This is a genomic window from Clostridium sp. 16K-1-R1, assembly GCF_023921145.1.
GTDB lineage: Bacteria > Bacillota > Clostridia > Clostridiales > Clostridiaceae > Sarcina > Sarcina perfringens.
The window spans coordinates 2,898,335-2,922,280 of record NZ_CP046515.1 but is presented as its reverse complement, the minus strand read 5'-3'; the positions used below and the strand labels follow the sequence as shown (position 1 = coordinate 2,922,280).

The window sequence follows — 23,946 nt, the reverse complement described above, 5'->3', positions numbered from 1 at the left end:
TTCTTAAGGAGATGAATAATTTTGAGCGAAAGATATGATATAGCTATAATAGGAAGCGGACCAGCTGGCCTTTCAGCTGCATTAAATGCGAAAATTAGAAATAAAAAGTTTATTCTTTTTGGTAATAATGATTTAAGTACAAAGCTTGTTAAAGCTCCAAAGGTAAATAACTATCTTGGATTCGTTGGAAAAGATGGTATGGATCTTAAGAATCAATTTATGGGTCATCTAAAAGAGATGGATATAGAAATAACAGAGGAAAGAATAAATAGTATTTATGCTATGGGAGAATATTTCGCTCTTATGGTAAATGAAAAGATGTATGAAGCCACTTCAATAATCATAGCAACAGGTATTGAGTACACAAAACCTATGAAGGGTGAAGAAGAATTCTTAGGTAAAGGTGTAGGATACTGTGCCACTTGTGATGCCCCTTTATATAAAGAAAAAACTGTAACTATAATTGGCTATAATAAAGAAGCTGAAGAGGAAGCTAATTTTGTAAGTGAATTAGCAGCTAAGGTTTACTATATTCCTAGATATAAGGGAGAATTTGATTTAAATTCAGAAATTGAAGTTATTAATGATATTCCTGTAGAAATACAAGGGGATAGTAAGGTTACTAAATTAGTAACTAAAAATGGTGAAATAGAGACTGATGGTATATTTGTATTAAGAGATAGCATATCACCAGGACAATTAGTGCCAGGATTAAAAATAACTGATGATCACATAGAAGTTGATAGATTAATGAAGACTAATATAGAAGGCTGTTTTGCTGCGGGAGATTGTACTGGTAGACCATACCAATATATGAAGGCTGCAGGTGAAGGAAATGTGGCTGCTTTAAGTGCAGTAGCATACTTAGACAGTAAGAAATAAAAAAAGCTAACACATTGTGTTAGCTTTTTCTTTAGGTAACATTAAAAAATACATGTTGACCTATACTTTTTTCTCCTGTCTTTTCGACGCCTTTCATCCACGAGCATGTAGCGATTTTAGGGTTATAAAAATATAATGCCTCATTTGTTGGGTCATATCCTTCTATGGCTTTTAGAACGGCATTATAGCTATCACCATCAGGTACTACGTCAATTTTGCCATTTCTAACACAAGAAAAGGCATTTTTCTGTGTTATTACTCCATGAATTGTATCTGGAAATTGAGAATCCGTTGTTCTATTAAGTATTACTGATGCAACGGCTATTTTTCCATCAAAAGGTTCACCTTTACTTTCAGCATAAACTACTTGAGACATTAAATATATGTCATCTTTAGTAAGTGAAATTGTAGAGTTTGAACTTTGGAATACAGCAACAACTTCATTATTTGAATTACTACTTTGTTCTGCTTCAGGATTTGGCGAATTAGAAGCCATTTCTGTTAATTCTATATAATTATTTTTGGTTACATGCTCATTTGATAGAGAAAGCCCTAAAACTTCTTTCTCATTAAGTGTAGTGATAATTAATAAGGCGAAGGTGAAGATAAAGTAATTATAAATACTTTTTTTCATAAGAACCTCCTTTTAGGTAATTATTTTACTTTGTATATTGTAACCAAAAAAATAGAATTAATACTCCTATTTAATTTTTATTATAGTTATCTAAAGACTTTTCAGCGGCTTCTAAGGAATAGATAAACTCATCAAATAAAGTCGAAGATTTATCATAATAATCTTCTGGTGTCTTTTTATTTTCAATTTCATCTAAAAGGCCTTTATAGAAATAGTTAATATACTTATCATAGGATTTTAATGCATTTTCAAGAGCTAAGAAAGAATCATTAGCTTGTTCGGGAATAGGTAAGGAATATAAATTATTTTTTAACTCTTGAATAGAAGAAAGTTTATTTTCTATATCTGTAACTAAAACCTTTAAATCTCTATTTGATTCTTTTATTAGGTTAGCTGTTTCAAAAAGTTTTTCATCCATTGAAGAAAGTTTAAGAAGTAATGATTTCATAGAAACAACAAAATCATTCTTTTGGCTTTGGACAAATCCTTTATCTCTATTAGTTTTTATTAGCTCATTTATATAATAAAAAATATCCTGTAGATAATTATTTCCTTCTTTATATAGATATACAGGTATTAAGTTAGACCTACATATAGAATAATAATTTTCACATTCTTTCTTTAGCTTTGAAGCAATAGCGTATTCATCAGATATATTTAAAGCATCTGGAGTTTTCAATATAGAAAGTAATTTATTAAACAATTCTATATTTTTATCTAATCCATCCTTAAGTGGAGAGGATAAATTTTGATGCTTTTGAGAAACTTTTAAAGATTTTAAAGCCGAATTTGTTTCTTGAAGTTTCTCTAATTTATTTTCTATAGAACTAACATAATCTTCAGATGTTATACTATCTTCAGAAAAATCATAAGTAAGATTAATTTCAGAAATAGTTCTTCCTAGGTCTTCAAGTTTAGATTTTTCATTATGTGATCTGAAAAATAAAAAACCTATTATAAATATTAATATAAGAACTACAAATATTATATATATTAAGGAATTATCAATATATTTTTTATATTTAAAGTCCATAGCAAGTACCCCCTTATATAATTTTCTATTAAAATATATGAGAGAATGTATAATAACATTACCTAGAATATGTAAAACTGAAAAGAAATCATTTAAAATGTATCTTATAATTAGATTTTTATTGTATAATTTAATTGTTACGGTAATGGAGGTGAAATTTGTGCAAGAATTAATAATGATATTTACAAATAGTTTAAAGGATATATCTATTTGGTCCATCATAGATATATTAATTGTAGCTTTTATATTTTATAGGGGATATATATTAATAAAAGAAACAAGGGCAGAGCAATTATTAAAGGGAGTAATATTATTATTGATTTTAATTCCTATAAGCTATGTTTTAAGACTTCAAATGTTGAATTTTATATTAACTAAAACATTAACCATAGGTGTTTTATCAATAATTATTATTTTCCAACCAGAAATAAGAAGAGCACTAGAACATATAGGAAGTACTGCCTTTGATGATTTTCATGTTATTCAGGATGATCAAAAGCTAGAAGAAGTTATTGATCAACTTATAGTAGCAGTAGAGGATATGGCTGAAACTAAAACTGGTGCCTTAATAGCTATAGAGCAAGGAACAGGATTAGCAGAAATAATTTCTACGGGAACCCAGTTAGATGCAGTAATAACTTCTGCATTAATAGAGAATATATTCTTTAAGAACACTCCATTACATGATGGAGCAACTATAATTAGAAATGATAGAATCGTTTCAGCAGGTTGTGTCTTACCATTAACAAATAATAATACTATAAATAAAAAACTTGGTACTAGACATAGAGCTGCTATAGGGTTATCTGAAATATCAGATGCTTTAGTTATTGTTGTTTCAGAAGAAACAGGAGCTATATCTTTAGCTGTAAAAGGTAGATTAACAAGAAATTATGATGGTAAAAAATTAAAAAATATATTATTAAAAGTTATGAGAAATAGACGTGATAAGAGAGGGAAAACTTATGGAGAGAAGGTGAAAATATGCTTAAAAAAATTGAAGGAAAGAATTTCTTAGTAAAATTTATATGCTTATTATTATCCTTTTCTCTTTGGCTATATATAATAAATGTAGAAAATCCAGTGAGAGAACTTAAATTAAACAACGTGCCAGTTCAGGTTGTTAATAGTGAAGTACTTAAGGATTATGATTTAGTAATAGTTCCTAATCAAAATCTGACTGTAGATTTAGATTTAGAAGGACCATCTACTGAAATATATAAGGTCAAAAAAGAACAATTTAAGGTGGTTGTTAATTTAAGTGAGTATGTTTTAAAAGAGGGAGACAATAATATACCAGTACAAATAGAAAGTTATCCTAATAATATAAACATAAAAAACAATGGATTTCTAAGGGTAAATGTTATTCTTGATAAATACCAAGAAAAGAGTTTGCCTATTGTTAGCAAAATAAAGGTAAATACAGAGCATGGTACTTATGCAGATAAAATAAATATAAGCCCACAAAATGCCACTGTATCTGGAGCTCAATCCTTAGTAAGTAAAGTTAAGACTTTAGAAGTAAAAGGTGAGATAAACGATGTTAGCAAGGCTGTTAATATGAATTTACCTGTTGTGGCAGTAGATGGAGAGGGAAACGAAATTAAGGATGTTAATATAAGTCCTAATAAAGTAGATGTATCCTTTGGAGTTAAGAAATCTAAGGAAGTACCAGTTAGTGTAATTACAACTGGCACTCCTAAGGAAGGGCTAGCACTAAAATCAATAACACCAAGTATTGCAAAGGTGACTTTACTTGGATCAGAGGATGCTTTAAGTAAGATTAGCTCTATTGAGACATCACCAATAGATGTTTCACAGTATGGAGATGATTCAGAGGTATCAACAGTACTAAAAATTCCAGATGGAGTAAGTTTAGCCTCTAATGATCAAGCTCAAATTAAAGTTAAATTAGATTTTAGTAAAGATGCTCAAAAGGAAATAGAAGTACCAGTAACTACAGAGGGTACTTTAGATGGATATACTCCAGAATTAGATACTAAAACTATAAAAGTAACAATTAATGGGCCTGAAGATTCAGTAAATAGTATTGATTTAAGCAAATTTAAATGTACTATAGATATATCAAAGCTTACAGCTGATGGAGGAAGTGTAAAGCCTAATATATCAAACTCTTACGATAATATAAAGGTTGTTAGTATAAATCCTACAGAGGTTAAGGTAACCTTTAAAAAGAATACTGATTCAACAGAAAGTACAGAGAATAATTCTACAAAACCAAGTGATAATTCAAATAATAATAATAATACTTCAAACGGAAGTAATAATGAAAATTCAAATAATAAACAATAAATATTTACCACAGATTACTTTAAGCGTATTCTGTGGTAAAATAATTTACTAAAGAAATAAAATGGAGGAAGTTTTATGACTATTAGAATAAATAATATTAGTTTAGATATAAATGAAGATTTAAGTCTTTTAAAAAATAAAGTAGCTAAAAAACTAAGGATGTCTAAGGATGAAATTGGAGATATAAAAATAATAAAAGAATCTTTAGATGCAAGAAAAAAGAATCTTATAAAGTTTAATTACTGTATAAACATAGAACATGAAGATGAAGAAAAAATAGTAGCTAGACTTAATGATAAGGATGTAAAGATAGATAAGGTAAATTATGATTTTGATTTTAACTTTGGGGAGAAAAAACTTCAGCATAGACCAGTAGTTGTAGGATTAGGGCCAGCAGGACTTTTTGCAGCTCTTTTATTAGCTAAGAAGGGATTTAATCCAATTGTCTTTGAAAGAGGAGAAGATGTAGATTCTAGAACTAAAACTGTAGAGGAATTTTGGAGAACTGGAGAATTAAATCCAGAGTCAAATGTACAGTTTGGTGAAGGTGGAGCAGGAGCCTTTTCAGATGGAAAACTTACAACTAGAATAAAAGATACAAGATGCGATTATGTTCTTGATGCTCTTGTGAGAAATGGAGCACCAGAGGAAATAATATATAAAGGGAAACCCCATGTAGGAACTGATATATTAAAAAATGTAGTTAAGAATATCAGAGAAGAAATAAAAAGAAATGGTGGAGAAGTTCATTTCAATTCAAGGTTTGAAGGAATAATAAAAAAAGATAACAAATTAAAAGGGATAAAAGTAAATGGAGAAGAAGTACCTTGTGAAGTAGCAATTTTAGCTTTAGGACATAGTTCTAGGGATACATATGAAATGTTATTTAATGAAGGTGTATTTATGAAACAAAAACCCTTTGCTATTGGAGTTAGAATAGAGCATCCACAAGAAATTATAAATTTAAGTCAGTATGGAGAAAAATATGCTAACCATCCAAGATTAAAGGCTGCCGAATACAGATTAGCATATCAAAGTAAAACTTTAGATAGAGCAGTTTATTCATTCTGTATGTGTCCAGGAGGCGTAGTTGTAAATGCTTCTTCGGAGGAAAAAAGATTATGCGTAAATGGAATGAGTTATCATGCTAGAGATAAAGAAAACGCTAACTCTGCTTTAGTTGTAACTGTAGGGCCCAATGATTTTGGAGGAGATCATCCTTTAGAAGGAATGAAGTTCCAAAGACACTATGAAGAACTTGCCTTTAAACTAGGTGGAGGAAATTATAATACTCCAGTTCAATTAGTTGGAGATTTTATGAAGGATAGAGTTACAACTAAGTTAGGAAAGGTTAATCCAAGTGTATTAAGCAATGGATATAGATTTGAAGATTTAAGAAAGTGTTTACCTTCTTATGTAATAGATGGATTAAAAGAGGGAATAACTGATTTTGATAGAAAGATAAAGGGATTTGGACATAGTGATAGTGTATTAACTGGTATAGAAACAAGAACATCAGCTCCAGTTAGAATTGAAAGAAATGAAAAGTTACAAAGTATATCTTTAGAGGGTTTATATCCAGCAGGAGAGGGTGCTGGCTTTGCAGGAGGTATTGTTTCAGCCGCTGTAGATGGGTTAAAAGTAGCTGAAAATATAATGAAAGAATATCGTGTTTAAAATTTAACAATTTAATAAAAAATAATAAATTGAATATTCTGAAAACTAATGCTTTCAGAATATTTTTTGGTAGAATATAGTTATGGAGAATTAATTTTGAATTGATAAATTTATATAGTCAGTTTTTTTTGTTTGCAATTGTTATAAATTTAACAAAATTCAAGGAAGAGGGTTGAGTATTATGGCTAAAAATTTTAATGAATTGTTTTCAAAACTAAGAGAGAATGGTATGAAGAAAGTTTCTGTTGCAGTTGCTCAAGATGAACCAGTTTTAGAGGCTGTAAGAGAAGCAAAAGAATTAGGAATAGCTGAGGCTGTTTTAGTTGGTAATGAAGAAAAAATAAAAGAAATAGCTAAGAAAATAGGTATGAATTTAGCTGACTTTGAAATTATAAATGAACCTAACGATAAAAAAGCAGCATTATTAGCAGTAGAACTAGCATCAACAGGAAAAACTGATATGGTAATGAAAGGTCTAGTTGATACTGCTACTTTTTTAAGAAGTGTATTAAATAAAGAAGTTGGTTTAAGAACAGGTCAATTAATGTCACATGTATCTGTATTTGAAATACCAGGAATGGATAGATTACTTTTCTTAACAGATGCAGCTTTTAATACTTATCCAGAGTTAAAAGATAAGGCATCAATGATAAATAACTCAGTTAAGGTTGCACATGCTTGTGGAGTTCAAGTTCCTAAGGTAGCTGTTATAGGGGCAGTAGAGGTTGTAAATCCTAATATGCCAGCAACAATAGATGCAGCATTATTAGCTAAGATGAATGATAGAGGACAAATAAAGGGTTGTATAGTTGACGGACCATTTGCCTTAGATAATGCTATATCAGAAGAAGCTGCAGAGCATAAAGGGGTAAAAGGAGAAGTTGCAGGAAAAGCAGATATATTATTATTACCAAATATAGATGTTGCAAATGTAATGTACAAGACTTTAACTTACATGTCAGAGTGTAAGAATGGTGGGTTATTAGTTGGTACATCAGCTCCAGTTATATTAACTTCTAGAGCAGATAGTTTTGAAACAAAAGTTAAATCAATAGCTATAGCAGCAGTAGTTGCTCATGATTTAAAGTAGAGAATTTGGGGGAGGAAAGTTATATGGCATATAAATTATTAATAATAAATCCAGGGTCTACATCAACTAAAATTGGTGTTTATGAAGGTGAAAAAGAAATCTTAGAAGAAACTTTAAGACATTCAGCAGAAGAAATACTAAAATATGATACAATATTTGATCAACTTGATTTTAGAAAAGAAGTTATTTTAAAGGTATTAAAAGAAAAAGGCATTGACATAAATGAGTTAGATGCTGTTGTTGGAAGAGGTGGAATGCTTAAGCCAATAGAAGGTGGAACTTATGAAGTCAATGAAGCTATGGTTGAGGACTTAAAAATTGGGGTTCAAGGACCACATGCTTCAAATTTAGGTGGAATATTATCTAATGAAATAGCAAAAGAAATTGGTAAGAGAGCATTTATAGTAGATCCAGTTGTTGTTGATGAAATGGAAGATGTAGCAAGATTATCAGGAGTTCCAGAATTACCAAGAAAAAGTAAATTCCATGCATTAAATCAAAAGGCTGTTGCTAAGAGATATGCAAAAGAACATAATACTTCATATGAAGATGTTAATTTAATAGTCGTTCATATGGGGGGCGGAGTTTCAGTAGGAGCACATAGAAAAGGTAGAGTTATAGATGTAAATAATGCATTAGATGGTGATGGACCATTTTCGCCAGAAAGAGCAGGTGGAGTTCCTTCAGGTGAATTATTAGAAATGTGTTTCTCAGGAAAGTATAGCAAAGAAGAAGTTTATAAAAAGTTAGTTGGAAAAGGCGGATTTGTTGCGTATGCTAACACAAATGATGCAAGAGATTTAATAAAGCTATCACAAGAGGGTGATGAAAAAGGCTCATTAATATTTAATGCTTTCATATATCAAATAGCAAAAGAAATAGGATCAATGGCTGTAGTTTTAGATGGAGAAGTTGATGCTATAGTATTAACTGGTGGAATTGCATATAGTGATTATGTAACTAATGCTATAAATAAAAAAGTAAAATGGATTGCACCTATGGTTGTATACGGTGGAGAAGATGAACTTTTAGCTTTAGCACAAGGAGCTATAAGAGTTTTAGATGGAGTTGAAGAAGCAAAGATATACAAATAGATTAATTAATATATATAAATTTGAATAGTTTAGATTGTTTAAGGGAAGAATTTTGTAATTCTCCCTTAAATTTTGTTTTAAAAAAGTGTTCATAAAAGTCTGAAATATTTATATTTCACAAATATTATGTTAGAATAATAACGACGATTTTTAAATTAACTGATTTTTACAATGTATGAGTTGAGGTTTAGTATTAATTAAAAAACCAAAAATTGGAGGAACAGCATGAATAAAATAATAATCAATGATAAGACTATCGAATTTGATGGTGATAAGACGATACTTGACTTAGCAAGAGAGAATGGATTTGACATTCCAGTGCTTTGTGAGTTAAAAAATTGCGGAAACAAAGGACAATGTGGAGTTTGTCTTGTTGAGCAAGAAGGAAATGATAGACTATTAAGATCTTGTGCAATAAAAGCTAAAGATGGAATGGTTATTAAAACTGATAGTGAAAAAGTACTAGAAGCTAGAAAAGAAAGAGTTGCAGAACTTTTAGATGAGCATGAGTTCAAATGTGGACCATGTAAAAGAAGAGAGAATTGTGAATTCTTAAAACTTGTAATTAAAACAAAGGCAAGAGCTCACAAACCATTTGTAGTTGCAGATAAATCAGAATATGTAGATGACAGAAGTAAATCAATAGTTTTAGATAGAAGTAAATGTGTTAAATGTGGTAGATGTGTTGCAGCATGTAGAACAAGAACTGCTACTAACTCAATAAAATTCCACAGAATTGATGGAGTAAGATTAGTAGGACCAGAAGAATTAAAATGTTTCGACGATACAAATTGTTTATTATGTGGACAATGTATAGCTGCTTGCCCAGTTGATGCATTATCAGAAAAATCACATATTGAAAGAGTTCAAGACGCATTAAATGATCCAGAAAAGCATGTAATAGTTGCTATGGCACCAGCTGTAAGAACATCAATGGGTGAATTATTCAAGATGGGTTATGGACAAGATGTTACTGGAAAATTATATACTGCTTTAAGAGAATTAGGTTTTGATAAAGTATTTGATATAAACTTCGGTGCTGATATGACAATAATGGAAGAAGCTACTGAGCTTATAGAAAGAATAAAAAATAACGGACCTTTCCCAATGTTAACTTCATGTTGTCCATCATGGGTTAGAGAAGTTGAAAACTACTTCCCAGAATTAGTAGAAAATCTTTCATCAGCTAAATCACCACAACAAATATTTGGTGCAGCATCAAAAACTTATTATCCACAAGTTGCTGATATAGATCCTAAAAAAGTATTTACAGTAACTGTAATGCCTTGTACTTCTAAAAAATTCGAGGCTGATAGACCTGAAATGGAAAACGAAGGAATAAGAAATATAGATGCAGTTATAACAACTAGAGAGTTAGCTAGAATGATAAAAGCTGCTAAAATAGATTTTGCTAAATTAGAAGATGGTGAAGTGGATCCAGCTATGGGTGAGTACACTGGAGCAGGTGTTATATTTGGAGCTACTGGTGGAGTTATGGAAGCTGCTTTAAGAACAGCTAAAGATTTCATGGAAAATGACAACTTAGATAATGTAGATTACGAAGCTGTTAGAGGATTAGCTGGAATAAAAGAAGCTGAAGTAGAAATAGCAGGAAATGAATATAAATTAGCTGTTGTAAGTGGAGCTGCTAATGTATTTGAACTAGTTAAGTCAGGTAAAATAAATGACTACCACTTCATCGAAGTAATGGCATGTCCAGGTGGATGTGTTAATGGTGGAGGACAACCACACATCTCAGCTGAAGATAGTGATAAAATGGATATTAGAGAAGTAAGAGCTTCTGTTCTTTACAATCAAGATAAGAATTTAGAGAAGAGAAAATCACATCAAAACTCAGCTTTATTAAAAATGTATGAAAACTACATGGGTAAACCAGGTCATGGAAGGGCTCATGAGTTATTACACATGAAATATAAAAAATAATATTTAAAACATAGACAGGATGTTTAATACATCCTGTTTTTTTATATTTAAAAATATCACAATAAAAATAAAATTTATACACTCTATTTAGATTATCATACAAAAAATAAGGAATTCTTTTGTAAATAATGCTCATGGATGAAAACGGTTAATTGGTATAAAATAAAATCATAAAAGAAATTCGAGAAAATAATTGGAATTTATGGGGGAATATTAATATGGCAAATTTATCACTTAAACATATTTATAAAGTTTATCCAGGAGATGTTACAGCAGTTAAGGACTTTAACTTAGAAATAGCTGACAAAGAGTTTATAGTATTTGTTGGACCATCAGGTTGTGGTAAGTCTACTACTTTAAGAATGATTGCTGGACTAGAAGAAATATCAAAAGGTGAATTATATATTGGAGATAGATTAGTTAACGAAGTTGAACCAAAGGAAAGAGATATAGCGATGGTTTTCCAAAGTTACGCACTATATCCACATATGACTGTATATGATAACATGGCATTTGGACTTAAGTTAAGAAAAGTTCCAAAGGATGAAATAGATAAAAAAGTTAAAGATGCTGCTAAAATACTTGATATAGAGCATTTATTAGATAGAAAACCAAAGGCTTTATCAGGAGGTCAAAGACAAAGGGTTGCCTTAGGAAGAGCTATAGTAAGAGAACCTAAAGTATTCTTAATGGACGAGCCTTTATCAAACTTAGATGCTAAATTAAGAGTTCAAATGAGAACTGAGATCTCTAAATTACATCAAAGATTACAAACAACATTCATATATGTTACACATGACCAAGTTGAAGCTATGACAATGGGTACAAGAATAGTTGTTATGAAAGATGGTATAGTTCAACAAGTTGACTCACCACAAGAAATATACAATAACCCAGCTAATATATTCGTTGCAGGATTTATAGGAAGTCCACAAATGAACTTTATAGATGGTACTATAAAAGAAGAAGGCGGAAAATATTTTGCTTGCTTCCAAAGCGAAAAAATTGAAATGCCAATGGATAAAGCTAGATTATTAAAAGAAAAAGGATATATAGGAAAAAATGTTATAATAGGTGTAAGACCTGAACATTTAGATGATGACCAAGAATTAGTTGCAGCAAATCCAACAACAGTAATAAAATCAAAAGTTGAAGTTACAGAGTTAATGGGAGCAGAAAGTTATATCTATACTAAACTTGGAGATCAAAACATAACAGTTAGGGTAAATGGAAGCACTAAGTTACAAAATGGTCAAGAAGCTAAGTTCTACGTTGATGCTAATAAGATTCATATATTCGATAAAGAAACTGAATTAAAATTAGTTTAATCAGCAATAGCTTTAATATAGAGGGGTAATTAATATGTACAGTTTTCATAAGTTCTTAGAAGAGTTATATTTAAATACTAAAATACCTTTTATAGTTGTTTTGGATGACAAGAAATTTGTACTATCAGATTTTGATAATTGTGATAAGGTTTCTTTAGAATTCGAGGTTAATGGTAAAAAGGGAAAAATAATAACTCAAAAGGAATATGAAAGCTGTACTTCTTTATTAAGATATTTAATTGAAAATAAGATTAAAGAAGTTTCAAATAACAAGGAAAAACTTATTAGGAAGGCCTTAAATGGAGTTACTATAGACAAAAATATTATTCATAAGGAATTGGGATTTTTAAAAGGTGATTTCTACATAATTAATGTTTATTTAGCTTCAAACCTTCAAGAAGGTTTAGAACTTGTTAATGAATGCTATGGTAATAAAAATATAGTTAGCATTTTAAAAGAGGATAACATAGTAATTATTGGTGCTTTAGAAGATGTTGATGATCATGTTAATAGTATAAGAGATTCTATTGATTCAAACCTTTATGTAAAATGTTATATAAGCTATATGAAATTAAATAATATAAATGAAATAAAAGAGGCTTATGAGATAAATATGTCTAAGATAAATCTAGCAATAAAATATGATTTGGATGAAGTCATTTATGGAGAAAGAGATTTACTTTTTGAAACTTTAGTTGATTCCATAGATGAGGACTTAAAGATGAAGATGTATGAAGATTTTGGGTTAGGATTTTCTAAGTTAGATAGAGAGATGATAAAGACTATAGAAACATTTTTTAAGTGTGGACTTAATATAAGTGATGCATCTAAGGAATTATATGTACATAGAAATACTCTCATCTACAGATTAGATAAAATTCAGAAGTGTACATCTTATGATATAAGGAATTTTAATGAAGCTGTAATCTTTAAAATAGCTTTTTTAATATGGCGTGGCAAAGAAATAAGTAAGTAATATAATTAAAAGTATATTTATGATAGTAGGAAACCATATCAAAGGAAATGATTAAATTAACTTTGATATGGTTTTTTATTTTATAGTTAAATTCTATTATATATAAAGTTTTAAATGAAAATTAAATTGTTTAATTAGGTATTTTAATATATTAAGTAGAATTTTTACTAAAATATATTTTTATTTAAGATTGTTTGTAAATTATATAGCAAAAATGGTAAAAAAATTAATGGATAAATTTTATACAAAATAATAATAAATTGCAAAAAAACTATTGAAAATGTTTTCTTGTTATTATATAATAAGGTTGGAAACGATACCGAAATGCTTTTAAAAAGATTTTAAATAATTAGTTATTATGAGATATTTTTTTAGAATGTTTTGGTATCGTTTCCGAAAATGAGAATGTAAATTTATAGCTTTTTAGCTAATTAAAAGTTATGAGGGGGATTTTATAATGGGAAAACGTACAAAAATTCTAGCGACTGTAATGGCTGCAACAATGTTATTTGCAGGATCATTAGTAGGATGTGGAGGAAAATCTGATTCAGGTAGTGCTGATGGTTCAGGAAAAGAACTTACAGTATGGTCACATTTAACAACTCCAGAAGTAGAAGAATTAAATAAAATGGCTTCAAAATGGGGAGAAGAAAATGGAGTTAAAGTTAAGGTTGTAGAAGACAAATCAGAAATGCAAGCTTACATACAAGCTGCAAATAGTTCAAAGGGACCAGATATAATGTTTGGACTAGCTCATGATAACTTAGGAACATTCCAAAAGGCTGGACTTTTAGCAGAAGTTCCAGAAGGAATTATAAATGATTCTGATTATGCATCACATCAAGTTTTAGATGCTGTAACAATAGACGGGAAAAGATATGCAGTTCCAATAGCACAAGAAACATCAGCTCTTTTCTACAATAAGGATAAAGTTAAAGAAGTTCCAAAAACTATGGAAGATTTAGTTAAGGTTGCAGAAGAAGGAGCAGGATTCAAATACGATATTAATAACTTCTATGCTACTTATGGATTTATAGCAGCAGATGGAGGATATGTTTATAAAGATAATAATGGAACACTTGATCCAACTGATATAGGATTAGGCACACCAGGAGCTATAAAAGGATATCAATTCGTTCAAGACTTAGTTCAAAAAGATAAATTAATGCCAGCTGATATAACTGGAGATATAGCAAAAGGAGATTTCTTATCTAAGAACACTGGATTCTATATCTCAGGACCTTGGGATGTATCAGCATTTAAAGATGGAGGAGTAAATTTTGGAGTAGCTCCAATGCCAACATTATTTGGAAAACAAGTACCAACTTTCTTAGGTGTTCAAACTGCTTTCGTAAGTGAAAAATCTCAGAATAAAGATTTAGCATGGAAATTAGTTAAATACTTATCAGAAAATTCAGGTGATGTATTGTTAAGTAAAGGTAACAGAATTCCAGTATTAAATAAATACTTAGATAGTGCAGATTTCAAAAATAATGAGTATATGAGTGCTTTCGCAGAACAAGCTAAATTCGCTACACCAATGCCTAACATACCAGAAATTCAAGCTATGTGGGGACCTGCTGGAGCTAACTTACAATTATTAACTTCAGGACAAGTTACACCAGAAAAATGTGCTGAAATGACAGTAGAACAAATTAAACAAGGTATATCTCAACAAAAATAATTAAGAAGTTTTTATAGGGGGATGTAAATTCCCCCTTATTTATAGAAGTTTATATTAAAAAGAGGTATTTGAGGAGGCGAGATATAATGCAAGTTACGAGTGATAGAAGGGCAGATAAAAAGCAGAAAAGGTTAAAAGATACAATAAAAGCAATGCCATATTTGTTACCAGCATTAATATCAATAATTATATTTACTATTATTCCTATAGTTTACACTGTAGTAATAGCATTTACTGATTACACAATGTATTCACAAGGACATATTAAATTTGTAGGGTTTGCAAATTTTATAGAGGTTTTAACAGGACCATTTAAAGAAGTATTTTTACCTGTTTTTGGATGGAATATAATTTTTGCAGTAGTATCAACTGCGGGTACATTTTTCTTAGGATTAATAGTTGCCATGGCAGTAAATAACCCTAATATAAAAGAAAAATCAGTTTATAGGGCAATACTTATAATTCCATGGGCTTTACCAGCTACAGTAGCAATACTTTCATGGCAAGGTCTTTTAAACGGAAGTTATGGAGCGATAAATAATTTATTATTAAATTTACATTTAATATCAAACCCAATTCCATGGTTAACAGATCCAACATGGGCAAGGGTAGCACTTATAATAGTTAATATATGGTTAGGATTCCCTTATATGATGAATGTTTGTTTAGGAGCTTTAGGAGCAATTCCTGATAGTTATTATGAAGCGGCAGATGTTGATGGTGCTAGTAAATGGCTTCAATTTAGAAAAATAACATTACCATCATTAGCTCAAATATCTTATCCACTATTAATTTCATCATTTGCATTTAACTTTAATAACTTTGGATCAGCATTCTTAATCACTAAGGGTGGTCCACCAAGAATGGCTACTCAATTTGCTGGTTATACAGATATTCTTGCATCTGTAAACTATAAATTATCAACACAGTTTGGTAGATTTGAAATAGCATCTGCAATTAGTATAATAATATTCTTAATTTTAGGAACTATATCATACTATCAAATGAAATTAAGTGGACAATTCGAGGAGGTAGAATAGAATGCAAAGTAAAGTACAAAAAAAGAGCGGAATAGTAACTACCTCAGAACTTAAATATGAAAGAAAACTAAGACCTGCTGAAAGAAGAATGGCATGGATATCAAGAATATTTATATGGTTCATGTTACTTGTAGTATTATTCCCTGTATTTGCAGTAGTTTCTGCATCTATGGCTAAAGGAGAAGTTTTTACTCAAACAACTTTAATTCCATCAGCATGGACATTAGAAAATTACGCAAAAGTTTTAACAGAAACAAATTTCTTAATATGGGTTAAAAACTCATTAATAATATGTGTAGTTGTATCAGTAATACAACTTTTATTAACAGTACCTATGGCTTTTGCTTTCTCAAGATTAAAATTCTGGGGAAGAAAGAATGGATTAATGATGTTATTATTACTTCAAATGTTCCCAGCAGCTATGTCATTACCAGCAATATTAGCACTTGCTTATAGACTAGATGGTATGGATCATATAATTACATTGATAATAATACAAGCTGGTGCTGGTGCATTTAATGTTTGGTTACTTAAAGGAGCTATAGATGGTATTCCAAAAGAGCTTACAGAAGCAGCTTATGTTGATGGAGCATCAACTTTCCAAACTTTCACAATGATAATACTACCTTTATTAAGAAATATGCTTTTAGTAATATTCTTATTTACATTCATAGGGGCATATAGTGAATTTATTTTTGCATCTGCCTTATTAAAGAGCCCAGAAAGTTTAACACTTGCTGTAGGTATGCAACAATTTATTACAAATAACTTCTCAGCTAACTGGACTCAATATTCAGCAGCTGCAATAATGGCTTCAATTCCAATAGTTGCATTTGCTACTATTGCACAAAAATATATGGCTAAAGGATTAACTGCTGGATCAGTTAAAGGCTAAGATAATAGAAATTTTATGTGGAATAAATCTTAAATACCTTAAATTTAATAAATACTTCTTATAAGATAAAATATATTGATGGATTTTGTGGAAGAAAAAGTGCCTTCCACAATCCATCAAAATATAAAGGTATCTAAGATTATTAAATTAAAAATATAAAAAATTAGTATATTTATCTAAACTCTTGTAAGTATTATTGCTAATGTTTTCAAAGCGGTTTATAATTAAACTGGTATCGTTACCGAAACAATTTCCAAGTTTTTAAAAATTATAGGGGAAATCAGGAGGAGTTATATGAATATAAGAGACATAGCAAGACTTGCTGGCGTTGGTGTTAGTACAGTATCAAGAGTTATAAATGATCATCCAGATGTAAAGGATGAAACGAGAGAAAAAATCTTAAAGATAATAAAAGAAAGTAATTACATACCTAATAATAGTGCTAGGATTCTTAAGAAAAATAATACAAATAACATAGGAGTTTTAGTAAAGGGGGTATTTAACCCATTCTTTGCTGAGATGATAAACATTATAGGTAATAGAATAAATGAAGCTGGCTACACAATGATATTACAGCAAAATGACTATGCCACAGAGGATGATGTGGATAATTTAATAGCTTTTGTTAAAGAGAAAAGACTTCAAGGTATTATCTGCTTAGGAGGAAACTTTTTAAATATAAATGATGAAAGTTTTCAATTCTTAGATATTCCAGTAGTTTTAACCTCTGTTAATACACTTTCTAAAGAAAGTAAAAGTAAGTTTTCATCAATAGGAATAGATAACGTATTAGCAGCTAAGGCCTCAATTCAATATCTTATAGATAAAGGTCATAGAAACATAGGAATTTTATTAGGAGAAAAAAATGACGTTGGAATAAGTGGATTAAGACTTGAAGGCTATAAAAAAGCTTTAGAGGAAAATAATATACCTTATTCAGAAGAAAATGTATTTATAGGTGATTATGATTATAGTGGAGCTTATAGAGTTACAAAGGAAATTATTAATAATAGAAAAGATATAACAGCTATATTTTCAATATCAGATATTATGGCTGTAGGGGCAGCAAAATCAGTTATAGATCAAGGATTGCAGGTAGGAGAAGATATTTCTATTATGGGATTTGATGGAATGGATATAAGTAAATATTATAATCCAGGAATTACAACTGTAAAGCAGCCTAAGAAAAATATGGCTAATAATAGCATAGATTTACTATTAGCTCTTTTAGCTAAAAAAGAAGATCATAAGCATATAATTTTTGAAACAAAGATAATAGAAAGAGAGTCATGTAAGGAAGTAGTATAGTAATTATAATTGGGGGAGATATTATGAGAATTAATTGTATTAATAATCACATAACTAAATATACTTTTGGAACTCCTTTTAATACTGAGTCAGTTGTTTTAAAAGAAGGTTCAGAAATAGAGAACCAAGGATTAAAGTATTTAAATTTTGAGAATAACACTTTTACATTAAAACTTAAAGAGGAAGATATAGTTTATGGACTAGGTGAAAATGTAAGAGGATTAAATAAAAGAGGATGGAGATATGAAAGTTTTTGTACAGATGATTTTTCACATACTCCAGAGAAAAAAAGCCTTTATGGAGCTCATAACTTCTTAATGATATATGGAGAAAAAACTTTTGGGATATTTATAGATTATCCTGGAAGAGTAAAGTTTGATGTTGGATACACAAGAAGAGATGAATTAAAGATAGAAATTGATGATGAAAATTTTGCTTTATATATTATTGAAGGAGATACTTTAAAGGAAATAGCAAAAAGCTTTAGAGAGCTTATAGGTGAAAGTTACATAGCTCCTAAATGGGCCTTTGGTGCTCAACAAAGTAGATGGAGTTATAAGGATAGTAAAGAGGTTCTTGAAGTCCTAGATAATTTTAATGAATCAGAACTTCCTCTTGATTGTATATATCTTGATATAGATTATATGGAGGATTTCAAGAACTTTACCATAAATAAAGAAGCCTTCCCTGATTTTGAAAACTTTGTGAAGGAAGTTAAAGAAAAAGGAGTCAGACTTATTCCAATAATCGATGCTGGATGCAAAATTGAAGAGGGATATGATGTTTATGAGGAAGGTGTTAAAAATGGTTATTACTGTTTAGATGAGGAAGGAAAACCTTTTGTAGCAGCAGTTTGGCCAGGGAGAGTTCATTTCCCAGACTTCTTAAATAAGGATGCAAGATTATGGTTTGGAAACAAATATAAAGTGCTTACTGATAAAGGAATAGAAGGTTTTTGGAATGATATGAATGAGCCTGCAATATTCTATTCTGAAAAAAGATTAAATGAAGCTTTTGAAAAAATATCAGAGGCTAAAGGAAAGAATTTAGGTATATATGATTATTTTGATGTTAAGGATACATTCCCAAGACTTCAAAATAGTATGGAGGACTATCAAAGTTTCTATCATAGAGTAGGAAATGAAAAAATAAGACATGACAAGGTTCATAATCTTTTTGGATTTAATATGACAAGAGCAGCAGCTGAAGGCCTTGAAAATATAGATGAAAATAAGAGATTTTTACTATTTTCTAGAGCATCAACAGTTGGGATGCATAGATATGGAGGTATATGGACTGGAGACAACATGTCTTGGTGGGAACACATTAAGTTAAACCTTCAAATGATGCCAAATATTAATATGTGTGGATTTATCTATACAGGAGCTGATACTGGCGGATTTGGAGGAGATGCAACAGAAGATTTAGTTATAAGATGGTCACAATTTAGTATGTTTACACCTTTATTCAGAAATCACTCAGCTTTAGGTACAAGACATCAAGAACCATATTCATTTAGAGGTGAAATTGTCAAAGTATTAAAAAATATATTGGAGTTAAGATATGTTATGGTTCCATATCTTTATAGTGAGTATATGAAAGCTGTTTTAAATAATGAAATGTATTTTAAACCATTAACATTTGAATATAGTGATAACTTTGTAAAAAGAGTAGAAGATCAAATGCTTCTAGGTGATAGTTTAATGGTAGCACCTATATATGAGCAAAATGCTTTAGGAAGATATGTATATCTTCCAGAGGAAATGCTTTTATGGAGAGCTAGAAAATATGATGATGGAGATTATGAAGTTTTAGAAAAAGGACATCATTATGTTGAAGCTAAGTTAAATGAAATTCCTATATTTATAAGAAAAAATAAAATAGTAACAATGGCAAGTAAGCCAAGAAAAAGGGTAGAAGAAATAGATACTAGTGAATTAAATCTAATTGCTTTTGTTTGTGATGAGGCTGAGTACATTTATTACAATGATGATGGTATCACTAAAAATTATAAGAATGGTGAGTATGAAGAGCTAAAAGTTAAGATTACAAAAGCACAATCAGATTATGATGTATTAGTAGAAAATAAAAATTCAAGGGTTAAAAAGTTAAATATAAAAATATTTGATTTAAATAAAAATATGATTGAAAAAGAGATATTAATTCAATAATAGTAACTAGGGGGAAGTAATATGAGAAGAGCAAGTGGAATAATAATGCATATTGCTTCCTTACCTGGAAAGTATGGAATAGGTACTTTTGGTAAGGAAGCATTTGAGTTTGTAGATTTTTTAAAGAAAGCTGGACAAGGATGTTGGCAAATATTGCCCTTAGGTCCTACAAGTTATGGTGATTCACCATATCAATCATTTTCAGCCTTTGCAGGAAATCCATATTTTATAGATTTTGATATTTTAAATAAAGAAGGATTACTTGATAAAAAAGATTACCAAGGAATTAATTTTGGAAATGACCCAGAAAAAATAGATTATGCTTTATTATTTGACAAGAAGATGAGAGTGTTAAGAGTAGCATATGAAAAATCTTTAGATGAGAATAAAGAAGAAATTGAAAAGTTTAGAGAAGAAAATAAACTTTGGCTTGAAGATTATGCTTTATATATGGCAATCAAAAATGAAAACGAATTAGTAAGTTGGCAAGAATGGGATGAAAAATTAAGATTAAGAGATAAAAAGACCTTAGAAGAATATAAAGTTAAATTAGAAAAAGAAATAAACTACTGGGTATTCTTACAATATCATTTCTTTAAGCAATGGAATAAATTAAAAGAGTATGCAAATAGTTTTGGAATTAAGATAATTGGAGATATGCCTATATATGTTGCAGAGGATAGTGCAGATGTTTGGGCAAATCCAAAAGCATTTTTATTAGATGAAAATAATATTCCTAAAAAGGTTGCTGGATGTCCACCAGATGCTTTTTCAGAAACAGGTCAATTATGGGGAAATCCTATATATGATTGGAGCTACATGGATGACACAGGATATTCTTGGTGGATTGATAGAGTAAGAGAAAGCTTTAAGCTTTATGACATATTAAGAATAGATCACTTTAGAGGGTTTGAAGCTTACTGGCAAATACCATATGGAGATGAAACTGCTGTAAATGGTGAGTGGGTTAAAGGCCCTGGAATAAAATTATTTAATGCAATTAAAGAAGAGTTAGGTGAGGTTAATGTAATAGCAGAAGACCTTGGTTATTTAACTCAAGAGGTTATAGATTTTAGAAATGAAACTGGATTCCCAGGAATGAAGGTTTTACAATTTGCCTTTGATTCTAGAGAAGAAAGTGATTATCTTCCACATAATTATCCAGTTAACTCAATAGCTTATACAGGTACTCATGATAATGATACATTTAGAGGTTGGTTTGAAGTTACAGGAAATAGAGAAGATGTGGAATATTCTAAAAAATATTTAAAACTTACTGAAGAGGAAGGGTATAACTGGGGGTTTATCAGAGGAGTTTGGAGCAGTGTATCACATACAGCTATAGCTCTAATGCAAGATTTCTTAAACTTAGGAAATGAGGCAAGAATAAACTATCCATCTACTCTTGGTGGCAATTGGCAATGGAGAGTTAAATATGATGCTCTAACTGATGAATTAGCAGAGAAAATATATGATATAACAAAATTATATGGAAGGGTGAATATTAATGAATAAAGAACAAATAAAGAGAGGAATCGAGAGATATCTAAAAGTAAAGTATGGTAAAAGTTCAATTAAAGATGCTAAGGATTTTGAAATTTTCAATGCATTATCACTAACTCTTTTAGAGGGAATTGTTGATGACTGGAATCATACAGAAGAACTTTATGAGAAAGAAAAGAATGCATATTATTTTTCAGCTGAATATTTAATGGGTAGAGCTTTAGGAAATAACTTAATAAGTTTAGGACTTTATAATGAAGTAAAAGAAGTTTTAGATGAACTTGGCTTTGATTTAAATAGAATTGAGGAAATAGAAGAGGATGCTGGTTTAGGAAATGGTGGATTAGGTAGATTAGCAGCTTGTTTTATGGATTCAGGAGCTTCATTAGAAGTACCTTTAAAAGGTTATGGAATTAGATATAATAATGGTTTATTCTCTCAATATTTTGAGGATGGATTCCAAAAAGAAGATGTGGATAGCTGGCTAAAATATGGAGAACCTTGGAGCATAAGAAAAGAGGATGAATTTGTAACTGTTGATTTTGAAGATATGACAGTTAAAGCAATTCCATATGATACCCCAATTATAGGATACGCTAGTAAAAATATAAATACTTTAAGACTATGGAAGTGTGAGCCTGTAAAAGAATTTGATTTTAAATTATTCAATGAACAAAAATATGATGAGGCATTAGAACTTAAAAATAGAGCAGAAGACATATCAAGAGTTTTATATCCAAATGACTCAAATAGAGAAGGTAAATTATTAAGATTAAGACAACAATATTTCTTAGTAAGTGCTTCACTAAAAGATATAATAAGAAAGCATAAAGAGGTTTTTGGAAACGTTACTGAAGATTTTGCAAAGATGCATGCTGTTCAATTAAATGATACTCATCCAGTTTTAGCAATTCCAGAGCTTATAAGACTTCTTGTAGATGAAGAAGGATTTACTTTTGAAGAAGCTTACAATGTAGCTTCAAAAACTTTTGCTTATACAAACCATACTATATTAGCAGAAGCTTTAGAAAAATGGGATGTTGACTTAATAGAGGAATTATTCCCAAGAATATTAGAAATAATTGAAAAGATAGATGCAGAGTTCATAGTTAGCCTTGAAGAAAAAGGATACTCAGAGGAAGAGATAGAAGAGTTTAGAATAGTTAATGATGGAAAAGTTAGAATGGCTAACTTAGCAATACATGTAGGGTTTGCTGTTAATGGTGTTGCTAAATTACACACAGATATATTAAAAAATATTGAGCTTAAAAACTGGTATGAATTATATCCAGAGAAGTTCCAAAACAAAACAAATGGAATAACTCCAAGAAGATGGTTAAGACTATGTAACCAAGAGTTATCAGCTTTAATTACTGAACTTTTAGGAAACGAAGATTGGGTTAAAAATCTAGACTTATTAAAAGGATTAGAAAAATATAAAGATGATGAAGAAGTTTTAAAAAGATTCATGGATATTAAGCACACTAAGAAAGAACAATTAGCTGCTTATATTAAAGAACATGAAGGCGTTCAGTTAGATCCAGATTCAATATTTGATATACAAATTAAGAGATTACATGAGTATAAGAGACAATTATTAAATACTCTATATATCTTAGATTTATATTATAGATTAAAAGAAAATCCAGATATGGATATACCAAAGGTAACATTTATATATGGAGCAAAGGCTTTCCCAGGATATAAGAGAGCTAAATCAATAGTTAAGTTGACAAATGAAGTTGCTAAACTTATAAATAATGATGAATCTATAAAAGGAAAAATAAAGGTTGTATTTGTAGAAAACTACAGAGTTTCTTATGCAGAAAAATTATTCCCAGCAGCAGATGTATCAAAACAAATATCAACAGCTGGTAAAGAGGCATCAGGAACAGGAAACATGAAATTCATGTTAAATGGTGCACCAACTTTCGGAACTAATGATGGAGCTAATGTAGAAATTGTTAGAGAAAGTGGAGTAGATAATAACTTTATCTTTGGATTAGAAGTAGAAGAGATAGAAGAACTAAAAGGAAAATATGATCCAGTTGCTTACTATGAAGCAGATGCAGATTTAAAGAGAGTTTTAGATTCATTAGTAGATGGTACTTTTGATGATGGTGGTACTGGTGACTTTGAAGATCTTTATAATTCATTATTAGAAGAAGGAGATCAATACTTCTTATTAGCAGACTTCAAAGCATTTAAAGATACTGAAGATAAGGTCTTTGAAGCTTATAAAGATAAATTAGGATGGGCTAAAAAAGCCTTTGAAAATACTTGTAATGCAGGTATGTTCTCAAGTGACAGAACAATACAAGAATATTGTGATGACATCTGGGGAATTAAAAAATGTACTAATAAATAATAGGGA

Annotated in this window: 18 protein-coding genes; 16 read left to right on the top strand and 2 right to left on the bottom strand. The window is 29.9% G+C overall.

All coding sequences use genetic code 11. The features are described 5' to 3' along the window. Positions 1–21 precede the first annotated feature (21 nt). The gene (locus GOM42_RS13060) at positions 22–882 is read left to right on the top strand and encodes an NAD(P)/FAD-dependent oxidoreductase (protein WP_003457940.1); all 861 of its coding nucleotides are present in this window, start codon (positions 22–24) and stop codon (positions 880–882) included. A 31-nt stretch (positions 883–913) separates the two neighbouring features. On the opposite strand, the gene GOM42_RS13055 is transcribed toward GOM42_RS13060, so the two are convergent. Further along, a complete protein-coding gene (locus GOM42_RS13055) occupies positions 914–1,516 on the bottom strand; it encodes a cell wall hydrolase (RefSeq protein WP_003457891.1) in 603 nt (200 codons plus the stop codon). 70 nt (positions 1,517–1,586) lie between these two features. Beyond that, positions 1,587–2,549 carry a hypothetical protein gene (locus tag GOM42_RS13050; RefSeq protein ID WP_252597667.1) on the bottom strand — a complete coding sequence of 321 codons (963 nt, stop codon included), beginning with the start codon at positions 2,547–2,549 and terminating at the stop codon, positions 1,587–1,589. A 160-nt stretch (positions 2,550–2,709) separates the two neighbouring features. Here GOM42_RS13050 and cdaA point away from each other — a divergent pair, with 160 nt between their 5' ends. The 15 genes from cdaA to GOM42_RS12975 all read left to right on the top strand — a co-directional run bounded on the left by cdaA (position 2,710) and on the right by GOM42_RS12975 (position 23,940). Then, a complete protein-coding gene (gene cdaA, locus GOM42_RS13045) occupies positions 2,710–3,567 on the top strand; it encodes a diadenylate cyclase CdaA (RefSeq protein WP_003454389.1) in 858 nt (285 codons plus the stop codon). Beyond that, positions 3,534–4,862 (top strand): CdaR family protein, encoded by a 1,329-nt coding sequence (locus GOM42_RS13040; RefSeq protein WP_003457872.1) that lies wholly within the window; start codon positions 3,534–3,536, stop codon positions 4,860–4,862. Before cdaA ends, GOM42_RS13040 begins: the two co-directional genes overlap by 34 nt. A 75-nt stretch (positions 4,863–4,937) precedes the next feature. Next, the gene (locus GOM42_RS13035; RefSeq protein WP_003457870.1) at positions 4,938–6,539 is read left to right on the top strand and encodes an FAD-dependent protein; all 1,602 of its coding nucleotides are present in this window, start codon (positions 4,938–4,940) and stop codon (positions 6,537–6,539) included. 181 nt (positions 6,540–6,720) lie between these two features. Then, positions 6,721–7,629, top strand: a complete 909-nt coding sequence (gene ptb, locus GOM42_RS13030; RefSeq protein ID WP_003454254.1) for a phosphate butyryltransferase — start codon at positions 6,721–6,723, stop codon at positions 7,627–7,629. Between the two features lie 23 nt (positions 7,630–7,652). Next, complete coding sequence (buk, locus tag GOM42_RS13025; RefSeq protein ID WP_003454444.1) at positions 7,653–8,723, top strand: butyrate kinase; 1,071 nt, start codon at positions 7,653–7,655, stop codon at positions 8,721–8,723. 225 nt (positions 8,724–8,948) lie between these two features. Beyond that, positions 8,949–10,667, top strand: coding sequence for a ferredoxin hydrogenase (locus tag GOM42_RS13020; RefSeq protein ID WP_003457946.1), 1,719 nt, complete (start codon positions 8,949–8,951; stop codon positions 10,665–10,667). Between the two features lie 218 nt (positions 10,668–10,885). Next, positions 10,886–11,995, top strand: a complete 1,110-nt coding sequence (gene ugpC / locus GOM42_RS13015) for a sn-glycerol-3-phosphate ABC transporter ATP-binding protein UgpC (protein ID WP_003454369.1) — start codon at positions 10,886–10,888, stop codon at positions 11,993–11,995. 34 nt (positions 11,996–12,029) lie between these two features. After that, the gene (locus GOM42_RS13010) at positions 12,030–12,971 is read left to right on the top strand and encodes a helix-turn-helix domain-containing protein (protein WP_003462361.1); all 942 of its coding nucleotides are present in this window, start codon (positions 12,030–12,032) and stop codon (positions 12,969–12,971) included. 457 nt (positions 12,972–13,428) lie between these two features. Further along, on the top strand, positions 13,429–14,655 hold the full coding sequence (locus GOM42_RS13005; RefSeq protein WP_003467481.1) for a maltose ABC transporter substrate-binding protein: 1,227 nt from the start codon (positions 13,429–13,431) through the stop codon (positions 14,653–14,655). Positions 14,656–14,741: 86 nt separating this feature from the next. Then, a complete protein-coding gene (locus GOM42_RS13000) occupies positions 14,742–15,695 on the top strand; it encodes an ABC transporter permease subunit (RefSeq protein WP_025648348.1) in 954 nt (317 codons plus the stop codon). A 1-nt stretch (position 15,696) separates the two neighbouring features. Beyond that, on the top strand, positions 15,697–16,590 hold the full coding sequence (locus GOM42_RS12995; protein ID WP_003454394.1) for a sugar ABC transporter permease: 894 nt from the start codon (positions 15,697–15,699) through the stop codon (positions 16,588–16,590). A 294-nt stretch (positions 16,591–16,884) separates the two neighbouring features. Then, positions 16,885–17,898, top strand: coding sequence for a LacI family DNA-binding transcriptional regulator (locus GOM42_RS12990; protein ID WP_003457851.1), 1,014 nt, complete (start codon positions 16,885–16,887; stop codon positions 17,896–17,898). Between the two features lie 23 nt (positions 17,899–17,921). Then, positions 17,922–20,069, top strand: coding sequence for a TIM-barrel domain-containing protein (locus tag GOM42_RS12985; RefSeq protein ID WP_003457922.1), 2,148 nt, complete (start codon positions 17,922–17,924; stop codon positions 20,067–20,069). Positions 20,070–20,090: 21 nt separating this feature from the next. Next, positions 20,091–21,584, top strand: a complete 1,494-nt coding sequence (gene malQ / locus GOM42_RS12980; RefSeq protein ID WP_011591126.1) for a 4-alpha-glucanotransferase — start codon at positions 20,091–20,093, stop codon at positions 21,582–21,584. After that, complete coding sequence (locus GOM42_RS12975; RefSeq protein ID WP_003457876.1) at positions 21,577–23,940, top strand: glycogen/starch/alpha-glucan phosphorylase; 2,364 nt, start codon at positions 21,577–21,579, stop codon at positions 23,938–23,940. The genes malQ and GOM42_RS12975 overlap by 8 nt, the downstream gene beginning before the upstream one ends. Positions 23,941–23,946: the final 6 nt, after the last annotated feature.

Excerpts from the sequence above, each read along its gene's own strand:
- GOM42_RS13055 (WP_003457891.1), bottom strand. The coding sequence starts at position 1,516 with ATGAAAAAAAGTATTTATAATTACTTTATCTTCACCTTCGCCTTATTA.
- GOM42_RS13050 (WP_252597667.1), bottom strand. The coding sequence starts at position 2,549 with ATGGACTTTAAATATAAAAAATATATTGATAATTCCTTAATATATATA.
- GOM42_RS13040 (WP_003457872.1), top strand. The coding sequence starts at position 3,534 with ATGCTTAAAAAAATTGAAGGAAAGAATTTCTTAGTAAAATTTATATGC.
- GOM42_RS13035 (WP_003457870.1), top strand. The coding sequence starts at position 4,938 with ATGACTATTAGAATAAATAATATTAGTTTAGATATAAATGAAGATTTA.
- ptb (WP_003454254.1), top strand. The coding sequence starts at position 6,721 with ATGGCTAAAAATTTTAATGAATTGTTTTCAAAACTAAGAGAGAATGGT.
- buk (WP_003454444.1), top strand. The coding sequence starts at position 7,653 with ATGGCATATAAATTATTAATAATAAATCCAGGGTCTACATCAACTAAA.
- GOM42_RS13020 (WP_003457946.1), top strand. The coding sequence starts at position 8,949 with ATGAATAAAATAATAATCAATGATAAGACTATCGAATTTGATGGTGAT.
- ugpC (WP_003454369.1), top strand. The coding sequence starts at position 10,886 with ATGGCAAATTTATCACTTAAACATATTTATAAAGTTTATCCAGGAGAT.
- GOM42_RS13010 (WP_003462361.1), top strand. The coding sequence starts at position 12,030 with ATGTACAGTTTTCATAAGTTCTTAGAAGAGTTATATTTAAATACTAAA.
- GOM42_RS13005 (WP_003467481.1), top strand. The coding sequence starts at position 13,429 with ATGGGAAAACGTACAAAAATTCTAGCGACTGTAATGGCTGCAACAATG.
- GOM42_RS13000 (WP_025648348.1), top strand. The coding sequence starts at position 14,742 with ATGCAAGTTACGAGTGATAGAAGGGCAGATAAAAAGCAGAAAAGGTTA.
- GOM42_RS12995 (WP_003454394.1), top strand. The coding sequence starts at position 15,697 with ATGCAAAGTAAAGTACAAAAAAAGAGCGGAATAGTAACTACCTCAGAA.
- GOM42_RS12990 (WP_003457851.1), top strand. The coding sequence starts at position 16,885 with ATGAATATAAGAGACATAGCAAGACTTGCTGGCGTTGGTGTTAGTACA.
- GOM42_RS12985 (WP_003457922.1), top strand. The coding sequence starts at position 17,922 with ATGAGAATTAATTGTATTAATAATCACATAACTAAATATACTTTTGGA.
- malQ (WP_011591126.1), top strand. The coding sequence starts at position 20,091 with ATGAGAAGAGCAAGTGGAATAATAATGCATATTGCTTCCTTACCTGGA.
- GOM42_RS12975 (WP_003457876.1), top strand. The coding sequence starts at position 21,577 with ATGAATAAAGAACAAATAAAGAGAGGAATCGAGAGATATCTAAAAGTA.